The organism is Calditrichia bacterium (assembly GCA_020634975.1).
Lineage (GTDB): Bacteria > Calditrichota > Calditrichia > RBG-13-44-9 > J075 > JACKAQ01.
Genome location: JACKAQ010000003.1, coordinates 83,057 through 97,256 on the forward strand (window position 1 = coordinate 83,057; position 14,200 = coordinate 97,256).

Below are 14,200 nucleotides of genomic sequence, written 5' to 3' on the forward strand. Positions count from 1 at the left end.
TAAAATCACCTAAAAATGTGTATTTAGTCACACATAATTTTCTAACAATTCAAGTTATTTCTTCTTTTAAAGCTGCGTGGTTTATTTTGTCATTGGCAGCACATGTTTTTAGGTTATTCGGCATTCTATAACACTCACACCCCGGTTTTTTTGGAAAGCCGAGATTTTTCTCTCCAAATAGTTGTAAACGATTTTCAATGTTCTTTTTGATGTCATTCCTTTATTCCAGTTAAAAAGTGGAATTTAAACATAGATGTTCCTTTGAAAAAATCAATGTGTCAACCTTTAGATGCAGGAGAGTCTCGATGTTGCGAGAGTTCAGCTTCTTCATCTACTGACCTATTTTGGTAAAATTTATGTCATGTTTCGGACAATTTTTTCACTATAAACGCGGCAATAACACTTATTCACAGATCGATCATTTATCACACATGGAGACAAATCATGACACACAAAATACGATTTCTCACCATTCTTTTGGGCTTCTTCATAGGCACCGGAATGGTTACGGAAACGCAGGCACAGATCACCGTTTATACGGCTACCGATGGCGGTTTGAGCATTTCCAGCGATGACGGTGCCAGCTTTGTCAACCGCACCACCACCGACGGCCTTGGTAATAACGCTATCAAAGACGTTTTCGTCAGTGGCAGCACGGTGTATGCGGCTACCGATGGCGGCTTGAGCATTTCCACGGATGGCGGCGCCACCTTTGTCAACCGCACCACCACTGACGGCTCCGGTAATAACGCTATCAATTGCGTCTTCGCCAGTGGCAGCACGGTGTATGCGACAATGAATGGCGGCTTGAGCATTTCCACGGATGGCGGCGCTACCTTTGTCAACCGCACCACCACCGACGGCTCAGGAGTTTCTATGTCTATGGCATCTTCGCCAGTGGCAGCACGGTGTATGCGGCAACAAATGACGGCTTGAGCATTTCCACAGATGGCGGCGCCACCTTTGTCAACCGCACCACCGCCAACGGCGCCAGAAGTAACATTGTCTGGGACGTCTTCGCCAGTGGCAGCACGGTGTATGCGGCAACGAATGACGGCTTGAGCATTTCCACGGATGGCGGCGCTACCTTTGTCAACCGCACCACCACCGACGGCCTCAGGGTAACTATGTCATAGGCGGCTTATTCGTCAATGGCAGCACGGTGTATGCGGCAACGTATGTCGGCTTGAGCATATCCAGCGATGGCGGCGCCACCTTTGTCAACCGCCGCACCACCACCGACGGCTCGGGAGTAACTCTGTCGGTGGCGGGGTCTTCGCCAGTGGCAGCATGGTGTATGCGGCAACGATTGGCGGCTTGAGCGTTTCCAGCGATGGCGGTGCCACCTTTGTCAACCGCACCACCGCCAACGGCCTTGGGAATAACAGAGTCAAGGCAGTGATCGCGGAAATACAGACAACTGTCGACCTTCAGATCAGTATCTCAGAGTCGAGTGACCCTGTAGTAGCCGGTTCGAATGGCGGCAACGACAACCTCGTCCACACCATCACGGTGACAAACAATGGTCCAGCGACAGCAACCAACATCGTGATTCAGTTTGGCGCCAACACCACAACGGCGCCAACACTCGCTTTCCAGATGGCAGTCATGGACCGGGTGGCAATGAGTGGAGTATTCCCAGCATCGCTTTGGGGAACTCGGTAACGATGACGATGACCTGGGATGTCGGAAGTGGCTATAGCGACTCAATCCCATCAAGCTCCGACGCCGTTGTGCTGGCGGTTGACCAAACCGATACAGACAGCAACAACGACAGTGATAACGAATCGACGACAGTAAGTTTCCCGCAGGTCGATCTTGAAGTCACGATTAGCGAAAACGTTGACCCTGTAGTAGCCGGTTCGAATGGCGGCATAGACAACCTCGTCCACACCATTACGGTGACGAACAACGGACCCGCGACAGCAACCAACATCGTGATTCAGTTTGGCGCCAACACCACAACGGCGCCAACACTCGCTTTCCAGGCAGGCAGTCAAGGACCGGGTGGCAATGAGTGGAGTATTCCCAGCATCGCTTTGGGGAACTCGGTAACGATGACGCTGACCTGGGATGTCGGAAGTGGCTATAGCGACTCCAATCCCATCAGCTCCAATGCCCTTGTGCTGGCGGTTGACCAAACCGATACAGACAGCAACAACGACAGTGATAACGAATCGACGACAGTTAGTTTCCCGCAGGTCGATCTTGAAGTCACGATTAGCGAAAACGTTGACCCTGTGATAGCCGGTTCGAATGGCGGCATCGACAATCTCGTCCACACCATTACGGTGACGAACAACGGACCCGCGACAGCAACTAACATCGTGATTCAGTTTGGCGCTAACACCGTACCGTCTCCAACCCTCGCTTTCCAGGTAGGCAGTCAAGGTCCGGGTGGCAATGAGTGGAGTATTCCCAGCATCGCTTCGGGGAACTCAGCCACGATGACGATGACCTGGGATGTCGGACTTGGGTATAGCGACACCAACCCCATCTCCTCCGATGCCCTTGTGCTGGCGGTTGACCAAACCGATACAGACAGCAACAACGACAGTGCAACAGAATCAACAACGGTAAATCCACCGGCAGGACTGGATATCTGTGCGGAAATCGATTTATTGGTTGATGAAGTGAATGCACTGTTGAACAATCCCGGCACGCCACGGAAATCCAAAAGCAAACTGATCAAAGCCAAAGATTATCTGAATAGCGCCTGCGACAACTTCACCGCCGGTGAATACGATCGCGGATTTAATGATCTGGCAGATGCCGCTGATGAACTCAACAAAGCCATGGACAAAGGCGCCAACGCCGATGCCGTTCGCATTGCCACAGTCGATCTGGCGCGACTCATCGCCACCGAAACCATCGCCGATGCCCAAGCCTATGCCGGTGACCCGGCAATCGATCACCTGCTCAACAAAGCCGCAGAAGCCCTCGCTGATGGCGACGTCGAACGCGCCGATGACAAATTCGACAAAGCCGTAAAAGAATACGGCAAAGCCTGGGAATACGCCGCAGAAGCCATCCAATTGGCAAATAACACCGGCACCGGCGGGGAAATTTCCATGGATCTCGATCCGGTTCTGAATGCCATCGACGCATTACTGGCAAACAATCCCAATAAAAAAGCCCGAAAAGCGTTGCAAAAAGCGCACGGCAAAGTGACTGATGCCCAAAGCAAATACGACAACGGCGATATCGAAGACGGCTACGGCAAATTGGAAGATGCTGTCGGCTATCTGGAAGACGCCGCCGATGAAGGCTCGGACGCAGATCCGGTGATTGCCGACCTGCTCACGCTCGGTCGCGAATATGCGGTTGCCAAAATCACCGAAGCGCAAACCTACGCCGGCACACCGGAAGTGGATCAGCAGATCACCAAAGCCCAGAATTACCTGAACGACGGGGATGCTGCCGCTGCGCAGGGCAAAAACGAAAAAGCGATGGATCGCTACGGCAAAGCCTGGATAGAAGCGCAGGAAGGCGTGCTGCTCGGCAACGGACTCGGCAAAACCGCCGGCGAACCGGTTGCGGTCATTCCCACCGAATACGGGCTGGATCAGAACTATCCCAACCCGTTCAACCCGGAAACGACCATCCGTTTCGCTTTGCCGCAATCCGGCAACGTGACGCTCAAAATCTTCAACCTGAGCGGTCAGTTGGTGCGCACATTGGTCAGCAGCGAGTTTGCTGCAGGGCAACACCAGATCGTTTGGAACGGTCGCAACGATCTCGGCGAAAAAGTCGCCAGCGGGATGTATCTCTACCGCATCACCGCCGGATCGTTTGTCCAAACCAAAAAGATGATGTTGATGAAGTAATCGGATTTCGATTGAAAAATCGTTGATCCCAGAAATACAAAAGGGTTACGCCGAAATGAAATACCTCGGCGTAACCCTTTTTTTATCAAAAGCTTAACTTATCGGGTCGTTACCGGACTGCTTGTTGGCTGTTTGTTGAGCGCTTGCTGTTTTACCGGACGCATCATCCCGAACAGCGCCCAAATGATGTATCCCATCGACATTTCCATCGCAAGAAACGAAGCTATTTTCAGCCAGGCAAATGCCGGGTGCACAAATCGCACCAGCCAACTGGCGGCTTCGCCGGATAACGCGGCGATAAACAGCGCGGCAATCGCCCAGATTTTTGTACGAAACGATTGCCCGGAAAAAATAAACAGATGCGTGAGCAACAGCGCCACCATCGCCATCACCGGCAGATGCCCGTGGGTTACTTCCAGCATGGACCCGAAGGTGCGCGGCTGGGTGTACAGCGCCTCCGAGCCGAGATAATAATCCACCACCGATTGCGGCGAAAGCCCCATTTTGGAAAAAAACATCACAAATGTGGTGACCCAAAAAATGGCAAAAAATATTAATGTGCCAATCAACGTCAACCGCATCAGCGGGTTGGATTGAAAACTGCCGTTAGCCATATATTTCATTTCGATTGTTCCTTTATTTCTGCAAAAACAGCCAGTGTTCGCCGGGCGATGCCGGAAAATGTTCGCACGCTGAGCGTTGCGCCGGTTACCCCGTCGATATCGCGTCCGGGCTGGATGGCATCTGCTGTGGTTTTTCCGGCGAACAGGTTAAACCATCGGGCAACCGGCAAATAATCCATCGGTTCGTAAAACGCCAGCACGCTCACACTTTCGATGGCGGCATCTGCATCTATCGCAACCATCAGCACGGCTTTTTTGGTTCGCACCACTTCATCTTCAAAAAAAACATAGCGATAGGGCTTGCCGTTTTTTTCCCCGACATAATAGCTGATGATGCCGGTGCTCAAAGGCATTTTGGCTGCTGCCTCGATTGTGCGTTGCTGCGCTTCATCCAAAAACAGCGTTTCCCGACGAACGGTGTCCGCTGTAGCAAACGCCTCTGCCAGCGCTTTTTCCTGACTTTTGAATACCTGCGCATGTAACGAACTTAACGTTGCAGATGTAAACAAAACCGTTATTGCGACAACTATAAACCATTCGCGGTGATTGATTTTCAATAATTGCAAACTGAATTTTCCTTTCGGGATTTCCCGTTCCCGGACTAAGTATAATTTCATTTAAAATAAATAAGTTACACCCAAATTAAACTGATCCAATCCGGTGCCCGCTTCATTTTTGCGATTGAGAAAATCGGCTTTAAAGGCAATATTGGGAATCGGGCGATACATCAGTCCGATGGTAACGTTGGTGATATCATTTTTCGGATTCGCCGAAAATCCCGCTGAAACCTCTTTCTGTGTGTTCAGTTTTTCATATTGCACGAAAGGCAGCAACTGCCCTTCGCTGCCGGATTTAGCCAGTTGCAACACATCGTAAGCGGCGGTCAGGTAAAACCCGTTTTGTTTTTCCCCAATGGCGCTGTTGCCGGAAAAACCCAGGGTGCGGTTGAGCAATTCCGCTTCGTCGATGCTGCTTTGGGCAAATAAACCGCGCAGCTCAAATCCTTTTTTCGCGAAAATACCGTGAACGGAAAATACCGTCGTCCGGGCGGAAATATCTGCGCCGGTTGAATCCGTCAATCCCTGACCGCTGTTGCCGGTGAAAACGGACGCACCGATATTCAACCCGGGCACGCCAACATATTCAACCCTGCCGGTAAACCCGAAATCTTCGGCAATCGCTTTGCCGCCGCTCTGCCGGCCGCCGCGAATACCCGTTGCGGAATAATTTGCCGCGTTCAATCCTTCCACCACAAACAGGCGATAGCCAAAACCCGATTCTGTGCTGCCCAAAACGCCAAGCCCGTTTCCGCGCCAGGTGGTGGGAATCACACTGCGTTCCGTTTCCGGGCGCAATGTGCCAAAAAAGGTCGGCGGCTCGTGCAATTCATTGATGATGCCGACCGGAACCAGCACCATTCCGGCGCGAATGGTCGCCAATGGCGATAGCATGGCATCGATATAACCAAATTCGATAGCCACTTCGCCCGGTGCGCCATCGGCAGCGACAAAAGCATGCTCAAATTCGATCTCCGCATTGAACAAAAACCGGTCGTTGAATTTATAGCCGACATACAAAATATTTCGCAAATAATCGACCTGATCTTTTTTGCCGCCCGGCGTATTGTCATCCTTTTCCGATGCATAATTTTCATAGACAATTTCGCCATATCCGGCAACGGTTGCGCCGTTTTCGGAGCGATAATAAATTTGCGACGCCGCCGGACCCATCCCGAACTTGCTTTCGTAGCTGCGTTCCGAAACACCGCCCAACCGCTGTTTTTCCAATTCGCGAGTGAGAATATCCACTTTTCGCATCAGCATTTTCAATGTGTCCTGTTGGGTGGTTTGTGCGTTCAACCCAACACTCAGTGCGACAAAAACCCCAAAAATTATTGTATAAATCAACTTCATTTAACGCCTCAACAATCTGTGCTTTTATATACTTTTAACTTTTTTTAATTACATACATCTTGTTTACCCGCAAAAATTAGCGCAATCCACGATTGCGGATCAACGCATTTAATTAACAAAAACTGTTGTTAGTGAATAATTGTTTGTGGTTAAGAATGATTATTAGTTTCTGGATTTTTGGGGTTACGCAACAATTGGCAGTATCCAAACGGGAAGTGCCTCGACAGAAATAAATTGATAAAAAACGGTTTAGTTATTGTCAGGCTGAGCGAAGTCGAAGCCTTTATTTATATTGAAATTATCCTTCGACTTCGCTCAGATTGACATAAGTAAAACATCAAATTAAATTTGTGTACCCACTTATTAAAAAAAACATTTTCGAAAAAAAATCTGCGTTAACCTGTGAATTTCCATCGGGAATGGTTATTTTCAACTCGATTTATTTTACTCAAAATAAAAGGACGATTTGATTTATGAAGGCAATCGTTTGCACTAAATATGGATCTCCCGATGTTCTCCAGCTAAAAGAAGTTGAAAAACCCACCCCAAAACCCGACGAAGTGCTGGTCAAGATATTCGCAACAACCGTAACCGCAGCAGAAGGCATGATGCGAAAAGGTACACCCTTTTACGGGCGATTGATGCTGGGTATTTTGCGCCCGAAAAGCCCCATTCCGGGAACCGGGTTTGCCGGAATTATTGAATCTGTTGGAGAAAATGTCAGTCAATTTAAACCGGGCGATGCCGTTTTTGGAGAAACCAGCGTAAATTTTGGTGCAAACGCGGAATACCTCACGATTTCGGAATCCGGATTACTCGTGCCGCAGCCGGAAAATTTGCCGTTCGCAGATACCGCGCCCATTTGCGACGGCGCGTTGACCGCAATGAATTTCCTGAAAAATCTGGCAATTATCCAACCTGGACAACGGGTGCTGATAAACGGCGCATCCGGAAGCCAGGGCACGTACGCGGTGCAACTGGCCAAACATTTTGGGGCAATCGTAACCGGCGTTTGCAGTACAAAAAATGTCGCGTTGGTGCAATCGCTCGGCGCAGAACATGTTATCGATTATACCAAAACAGATTTTACAAAAAACAAGCAACGGTATGATATTGTTTACGATACCGTCGGCAAACTATCGTTTTCGGGCTGTAAAAGCGCGTTAACGGAAAACGGGGTTTTCATATCGCCCGTGCTCGCGATGTCGCTGCTATTTCAAATGCTGTGGACATCGAAATTCAGCAGTAAAAAAGCCAAATTTTCCGCCACCGGATTATTGCCAATTCCCGAATCAAAAAAATTGCTCACGGAACTTGTTTCTTTGTTTGCATCCGGAACAATAAAAACAGTGATCGACCGGCGTTATCCGCTGGAAGGCGTTCCCGACGCTCACCGATATGTTGAAACGGGTCACAAAACCGGCAATATTGTCATCGATGTGGTGCAGGAATAGGTCGCCAAAAACTCGAAATGTTGCACAAAAACGGATCATCAGCCAAGAATGAAAAAACGATATTATCTCTCAATGTTGAGCGCTTTTCCACTGATAATGGTGTTCAACAGCATCTACTTTATTTTCCACAAATCGTTCGACATATTTTTAATGATGGGATTGATGCACCTCTCCCTTTATGGGCTGTTGAATTTTTGGGGCACCTATCACCTGTTCAAACCGATTGACAAATTATTTAACAACGATGGCGATATCGAGCTGGCGAAACAGCGAACCGACCGGCTGAACCGTCTGTCAACCGGCTGGATTTTTATCATCGGCACAATTTTTACGACAGTTTCCGTGCTGCCGCTGTTTATCGATCCATCAGTATATGGCGACATAGAAGTGTTTACGGTTGAAAAAATGCCCATGCTTCTGATCTGGTCCGGCATTCCGGCAACCTTATTTATTTTTGCAATTTTCCCCGCGTTTATCATCTATTTTTTGATCAACGATTTCAAAATGGATCTCAAATCGCAAATGTTTGCGCGGTTCGGCATCCTTTATCCGGCAGGAAAACGGCAAATCGGCATGATGTTTTTGGTGATTTTTATCATCATCGTATTTATTCCGGCGTTGCTGGCGATTCTGGAATTGGCTGTCACGCTGGAATTGGGCGATAAATACGCCCAGTTTTCCACGCTTAATCCGTTGGAATCGGTGATGATCGATCGTTTGGTTGTTTTGGTTGGCGTCGTTACTTCCGTCATTTTTTTGAAACGCGCGTTCACCAAACCGATCGATTCGCTGTTAACCGAAATCGACAAGGTTCGGGCGGGCGATTATTCAACCCGGACAGCCATTATTACCGAAGATGAAATTGGCGTATTGACCAATAATTTTAACGAAATGGTGCAGGAACTGGAATCATCCCACCAAAAACTTGCAGCGCAAAACCACACCCTCGAAATAAAAGTTGACGCGCGAACCCGCGAATTGAAAGAGAAAAACATCGAGCTCGAAAATACGCTCAATACGTTGCAGCAAATGCAAAAACAAATTATTGTTCAGGAAAAAATGGCATCGTTAGGACAATTGGTGGCGGGATTGACCCACGAAATCAACACACCGCTGGGCGTGATTCGCAGCATGAAAAATACCCAATCCAAAGCGGTTGCCCGATTGAAATCCCGGCTGGAAAATTTACCGGCTGACCGTGCGGCAAGTGACAGCGAAATCCAAAAAATGATGCAAATTATCTTGAACGCCGATCAATCGATTGATCAGGGAACGGAGCGGCTTGGCGGTATTATCCAAAATCTCAAAACCTTCGCCCGGCTGGATGAAGCCGAAACCGCCGTGGCGGATATCCACGAAAGCATGGACAGCGTTTTGGCGCTGATCAAACACGATTTGCTGACCAACATCGAGGTTGTTCGCGAATACGGCGATGTGCCGCCGTTTGTTTGTCACGCGCGAAAACTGAATCAGGTTTTTTTCAATTTATTAAAAAATGCCTGCCAGGCTATCGAAAACTCCGGGCGGATAACCATCACCACAAAAGTTGAAGACAACCATGTTTTTGTAGCTATTCGCGATACGGGAAAGGGCATAAAACCGGAAGATCTCGATGCCATTTTTGATCCGGGATTCTCCAAAAAAGGCGCGGTTGTGCGGGCGAGTATGGGATTATCCATTTCGTATCAGATTATTCAGGAACACAACGGCAGAATAGAGGTCGCCAGCAAACCGGGCGAAGGCTCTGTTTTTACTGTGGTTATCCCGACAGCAATATGAAACTGGCCGAACGATTTGCAAAGCCGAAAGGAATAGTTCACAAATACAATGTTTTGCTTTATTTCGGTGAGCTTTCATAAAAAAGGCAGCAATTCCCCTCATATTTCATTTGAATAAATGAACACAATCAGATATATTTCTCAATAAATATACTGACAATTGAGACGGTTGGTATAAGGGGAAAACATGGATCCGGGGCTAATTTTTGCTGCAGCAACTGGCTTGCTGGCAGGCATCGTTCATGTACTGATCGGGCCTGATCATCTTGCGGCAGTTGCACCATTATCTGTCAATCAACGCCAACGCACCTGGCTTACCGGGCTGTGGTGGGGTATCGGTCACACCAGCGGGGTTTGGGCGATTGGGTTGATTGTATTTATCTGGCGCGAGGTTTTGCCGATCGAAACGCTGTCGCAATGGAGCGAGCGATTGGTGGGATTTGTGTTGATCGCGCTGGGTTTATGGACCATCCGGAAAGCCCTGAATTCCCGGCTGCACTATCACGAACATGAGCACGACGGCGATCGTCACGCCCATTTTCACCTGCATCAGAAAACTCCTGCACAACCGCATAAATCACAGCATTCGCATGCACACGCGCCTTTCGGCATCGGTATTTTACACGGATTGGCGGGCACGTCGCATTTGTTCGGCATTTTGCCGGCACTCGCGTTTCCCGATACGGTCACGGCAGTCGGCTACGTCGTCGGTTTTGGCGTTGGCGCGATTGTGGCGATGTCGGCATTTAGCTGGGCACTGGGGCAATTGGCGCAACGGCTGATCGACCGCTCCGCGCAAGCCCTGCAATGGCTGCAATATGGCTTTTCCAGTCTGGCGATTGGCGTTGGCGTCGCGTGGATTCTGTTCATTTAACGAAAATGAGTTACCCATTTTAGCCACAGAGTCACAGAGGGACACAGAGATTTTTAAAAAAAAATCTAAAAAGCCGATGAAAGATGAAAAGGTTATAATCAGCAAAAACAAGCATTTATTAAAGAAAAGGTTGCTGTAATATTTCTCTGTGATTCTCCGTGTCTCTGTGGCAAGAACAGTTGATGCGTAATATCAGTTATTTAACGAAAATGAGTTAAAATGCACGAATTGTCGATCTGTCAAAGTATTTTTCAATCGCTCGAAGAAAATTTTCCGGAAACTGAGCTGCGCCATTTAAGCGAAATCCATTTGCAAATCGGCGTGCTTTCGGGGGTGGAACCGGGATATTTGCAAAACGCGTTCGAATTGGTGATTGCCGGAACGCAATATGAAAACGTCAGCCTAACCATCGAAACGCGCAATATTATTGTGGAATGCCATCACTGCGGGCATCGGTTTACCGTTGAGCAACAGCGCTTCATTTGCCCGGATTGCGGGCAGGCGTCATCCAATGTGGTGGAAGGCAACGAGTTGAAAGTCAGTCAAATTGTCATCGAAGAACCCGACGAGGTCAGTCATGAAAAAATTAACGAATAAAGCGGTCGGTACGCTGCAAGTGCACGACGTTTCATTGAATTTATTGAAAGCCAATGATTACGTTGCAGAGATGATCCGCAAACAGATGTTCGATCAAAACATTCTGCTCATCAATCTGGTGTCGTCTCCCGGCAGCGGCAAAACCAGTTTGCTGGAAGAAACCATCAAATTATTGAAAGACCGGGTGAACATTGCGGTGCTGGAAGGCGATTTGCAAACCGAACGCGATGCAGAGCGCATCCGCAAACACGGCATTCAGGCGCTGCAAATTGTCACCGGCGGCATCTGCCATCTGGAAGCGCAGATGATCCAGCAGGCAATGCCCAATCTCGATTTATCGGATGTCGATATTCTGTTCATCGAAAATGTCGGCAATCTGGTTTGCCCGGCGTCATACGATTTGGGTGAGGACATCCGCGTCACGCTCGTTTCCGTTACCGAAGGCGATGACAAGCCCAAAAAATACCCGAGCATGTTTCTCACAACCGATATCATGCTGGTCACAAAATCCGACCTGCTGCCGTATGTCCCGTTTTCCGTGGATGCGGTCATCAAAGATGCGCACGAAGTAAACGCCGCAATACAGCCGTTTGTGCTGTCCAGCATGAAAGGCGACGGCATGGAAGAATGGTGTGATTTCCTGATTCAGCAATTGGCAACCAAACGCGAAACCGAAACAGCAACCTGAAGCAAATGGGCAAACATCCCACCACAGCGGATCACCGCACGTTTCATATTCACCTGAACGGCAAAGTTCAGGGTGTCGGCTTTCGCCCGTTTGTGTATCGATTGGCGAATGAACACCGGCTGACCGGCTGGGTGAATAATGGGTTGGATGGCGTGCACATCCGGGTGAACGGCTCGCCGGATGGCGTTGAGAATTTTTACCGGGCACTGTTGCGGGATTATCCATCGATTGCCACCGTCACCCATTCCGAAATGCGGGAAGTGGCGCAGCAGCATTTCAACGATTTCAGGGTGAGCGAAAGCGACGGAAACGGCATTGCCAACCTGTTGATTTTACCGGATTTGGACATGTGCGACGACTGCCGCGCCGAGTTGAACGATCCGCACAATCGCCGCAACAAATATGCGTTTATCACCTGCACCAATTGCGGACCGCGATATTCGATCATCACCAAATTGCCGTACGATCGCCCCAACACAACCATGGCGCCATTCGCCATGTGCCCGGATTGCCAAACCGAATACGACCATCCGGCTGACCGCCGGTTTTATTCGCAAACCAATTCCTGCAACACCTGTGGCATCCGGCTGGAGCTGATCAGTCACAAAAACAGAATTTTAGCAACAAATGAAACCGCAATCCGGCAGGCTGCGGCGAAAATTCGCAAGGGTAACATCGTCGCGATGCGCGGATTGGGCGGCTTTTTGCTGCTGGCAGATGCCCTCAACCCAAAAACCGTGCAACAGTTGCGGAAACGCAAACATCGCCCCGCGAAACCATTTGCGCTGATGGTGCCCGATCTGTCGGCTGCCCGGAAATACGCCAGCATTTCCCCCGCGGAAGCTGCGGAACTCACCAGCCGGGAAAAACCGATCGTCATTCTGGAATCTCGTTCGGATGCTGCGCCGGCGATTGCCGAATCCGTTGCGCCGGGACACGATACGCTCGGCATCATGCTGCCACACACGCCGCTGCATGAATTGCTGATGCAGGAATTGCAGCAACCGGTGATCGCCACATCGGCGAATATTTCCGGATCGCCGATTCTCGCAACCGACGCGGAAATTCTTGATTTGCTCGGTGATGTTTGCGATTTCGTTTTGACGCACAATCGCGATATCGTGATGCCGCAGGATGATTCGGTGGTGCGATTTTCGCCGCTGAGCGGTACGCACATCGTGATGCGACGCTCCCGTTCGTTCGCTCCGATTTATCATCACGGCATGTTGAAAATCCCCGAAAACCGCGCCGTTTTGGCGATGGGCGCGCGTCAAAAAAGCACCATTTCGATCTGCCATCAGGGCAATATTTTTATATCGCAATACCTCGGCGATCTCGGTTCTTACGAAACTGAACAGCTCTATCTGTCGACAATTGATCATTTAACAAGTTTATTGAAGTTTTCACCGCAATCCATCGTTGTCGATTCGCATCCGAATTACGAATCGACCAACGCTGGTAAAGCACGCGCGAATTCGGCAAATTTACCGGTGACGGAATTGCAGCATCACCGCGCCCACTTTTGGGCATTGCTGGCAGAAAACGAGCTGCTCGATACCAAATCTGATATTCTCGGATTCATTTGGGACGGCACCGGTTACGGCGATGACAGCGCGATTTGGGGCAGCGAAAGTTTTATTTTTTCCGAAAACCGGACGAAACGAACGGCACATCTCGACTATTTTCCGCTGCTCGCCGGCGACAAAGCGGCGCTCGAACCGCGGATTTCGGCATTTTCGCTGCTGAACGATCACCCCGAAAAAGCCGCGTTGCTGCAACAAAAATTCTCGGCTCAAGAATGGCAAATTTACCACCGGTTGCTCAAAAATGAGCACGCGCATCCCACCAGCAGTATGGGACGATTGTTCGACGCTGTCGCCTGTTTGCTGGGATTGGCGGACAAAGTATCGTTCGAAGGCGAAGCGGCGATGCTGCTGGAACGCCTCGCCTGGCGATTCGTCCGGGAAAACGGCGTCCCGGAAAATGCTGTCCCCTACCCTTTCGGCTACAGCCAATTGACCGGAATCATTTCGCACCAACCGGCAATCGCCGCAATTGTGGATGACATTCGCAACGGCAAAAATCCCGCCGAAATCGCGTTTTGCTTTCACTTCAGCCTGGTCAAATTGATCGAAAAAATTGCGGTTTCGCATGGATTAAAACATCTCGGATTTAGCGGTGGCGTTTTCCAAAATGCGCTATTGGTCGATTTATCAAAATTGATACTCGGCGACTATCAACTGTTTTTCCATCGTCACCTCTCGCCGAATGATGAAAATATTTCGTTCGGGCAACTGGTTTTTGCAACCAAAGGGCAGACACGGGAATCAGAAATTTCACCGGAAAAACACATCGTAGAAAAAATGGGTAAATGAATCGTTTAGACAAATTTGGGTTGAACCCTTTACATCGTTTCGCTGTGCACTTTGCCTTTTTCGGCAACATT

Annotated in this window: 13 protein-coding genes; 9 read left to right on the forward strand and 4 right to left on the reverse strand. The window is 49.3% G+C overall.

The genetic code is table 11. From position 1 onward, the window contains the following. Nucleotides 1-477 precede the first annotated feature (477 nt). Entirely contained in the window at nucleotides 478-936 is a 459-nt protein-coding gene (locus H6629_17955; protein ID MCB9069673.1) for a hypothetical protein, read from the forward strand. On the opposite strand, the gene H6629_17960 is transcribed toward H6629_17955, so the two are convergent. Next, on the reverse strand, nucleotides 881-1,096 hold the full coding sequence (locus H6629_17960; protein ID MCB9069674.1) for a hypothetical protein: 216 nt from the start codon (nucleotides 1,094-1,096) through the stop codon (nucleotides 881-883). The genes H6629_17955 and H6629_17960 overlap by 56 nt on opposite strands. Before the next feature lie 194 nt (nucleotides 1,097-1,290). Between H6629_17960 and H6629_17965 the strand changes: the two genes are divergently transcribed. Both H6629_17965 and H6629_17970 read left to right on the forward strand, forming a co-directional pair. After that, nucleotides 1,291-1,665, forward strand: coding sequence for a hypothetical protein (locus tag H6629_17965; protein ID MCB9069675.1), 375 nt, complete (start codon nucleotides 1,291-1,293; stop codon nucleotides 1,663-1,665). A gap of 2 nt (nucleotides 1,666-1,667) precedes the next feature. After that, nucleotides 1,668-3,827: a T9SS type A sorting domain-containing protein gene (locus tag H6629_17970; GenBank protein ID MCB9069676.1), complete on the forward strand. Its 2,160-nt coding sequence runs from the start codon at nucleotides 1,668-1,670 to the stop codon at nucleotides 3,825-3,827. A 98-nt stretch (nucleotides 3,828-3,925) separates the two neighbouring features. Here the strand turns inward: H6629_17970 and H6629_17975 are convergent, their stop codons facing one another. The 3 genes from H6629_17975 to H6629_17985 are packed head-to-tail and all read right to left on the reverse strand — an operon-like array spanning nucleotide 3,926 to nucleotide 6,363. Beyond that, complete coding sequence (locus tag H6629_17975; GenBank protein ID MCB9069677.1) at nucleotides 3,926-4,450, reverse strand: hypothetical protein; 525 nt, start codon at nucleotides 4,448-4,450, stop codon at nucleotides 3,926-3,928. After that, nucleotides 4,447-5,067: an FMN-binding protein gene (locus H6629_17980; protein MCB9069678.1), complete on the reverse strand. Its 621-nt coding sequence runs from the start codon at nucleotides 5,065-5,067 to the stop codon at nucleotides 4,447-4,449. Before H6629_17980 ends, H6629_17975 begins: the two co-directional genes overlap by 4 nt. Next, nucleotides 5,068-6,363 carry a hypothetical protein gene (locus H6629_17985; GenBank protein ID MCB9069679.1) on the reverse strand — a complete coding sequence of 432 codons (1,296 nt, stop codon included), beginning with the start codon at nucleotides 6,361-6,363 and terminating at the stop codon, nucleotides 5,068-5,070. A gap of 473 nt (nucleotides 6,364-6,836) precedes the next feature. Between H6629_17985 and H6629_17990 the strand changes: the two genes are divergently transcribed. The 6 genes from H6629_17990 (at nucleotide 6,837) to hypF (ending at nucleotide 14,129) form a co-directional block, all read left to right on the forward strand. After that, on the forward strand, nucleotides 6,837-7,817 hold the full coding sequence (locus tag H6629_17990) for an NAD(P)-dependent alcohol dehydrogenase (GenBank protein ID MCB9069680.1): 981 nt from the start codon (nucleotides 6,837-6,839) through the stop codon (nucleotides 7,815-7,817). A 48-nt stretch (nucleotides 7,818-7,865) separates the two neighbouring features. After that, nucleotides 7,866-9,596, forward strand: a complete 1,731-nt coding sequence (locus H6629_17995; GenBank protein MCB9069681.1) for a HAMP domain-containing protein — start codon at nucleotides 7,866-7,868, stop codon at nucleotides 9,594-9,596. Nucleotides 9,597-9,782: 186 nt separating this feature from the next. Beyond that, nucleotides 9,783-10,469 (forward strand): sulfite exporter TauE/SafE family protein, encoded by a 687-nt coding sequence (locus tag H6629_18000; protein ID MCB9069682.1) that lies wholly within the window; start codon nucleotides 9,783-9,785, stop codon nucleotides 10,467-10,469. 219 nt (nucleotides 10,470-10,688) lie between these two features. After that, nucleotides 10,689-11,066 carry a hydrogenase maturation nickel metallochaperone HypA gene (locus H6629_18005; protein ID MCB9069683.1) on the forward strand — a complete coding sequence of 126 codons (378 nt, stop codon included), beginning with the start codon at nucleotides 10,689-10,691 and terminating at the stop codon, nucleotides 11,064-11,066. Beyond that, on the forward strand, nucleotides 11,047-11,754 hold the full coding sequence (gene hypB, locus H6629_18010; GenBank protein ID MCB9069684.1) for a hydrogenase nickel incorporation protein HypB: 708 nt from the start codon (nucleotides 11,047-11,049) through the stop codon (nucleotides 11,752-11,754). Before H6629_18005 ends, hypB begins: the two co-directional genes overlap by 20 nt. A gap of 5 nt (nucleotides 11,755-11,759) precedes the next feature. Beyond that, nucleotides 11,760-14,129 (forward strand): carbamoyltransferase HypF, encoded by a 2,370-nt coding sequence (hypF, locus tag H6629_18015; protein MCB9069685.1) that lies wholly within the window; start codon nucleotides 11,760-11,762, stop codon nucleotides 14,127-14,129. Nucleotides 14,130-14,200 lie beyond the last annotated feature (71 nt).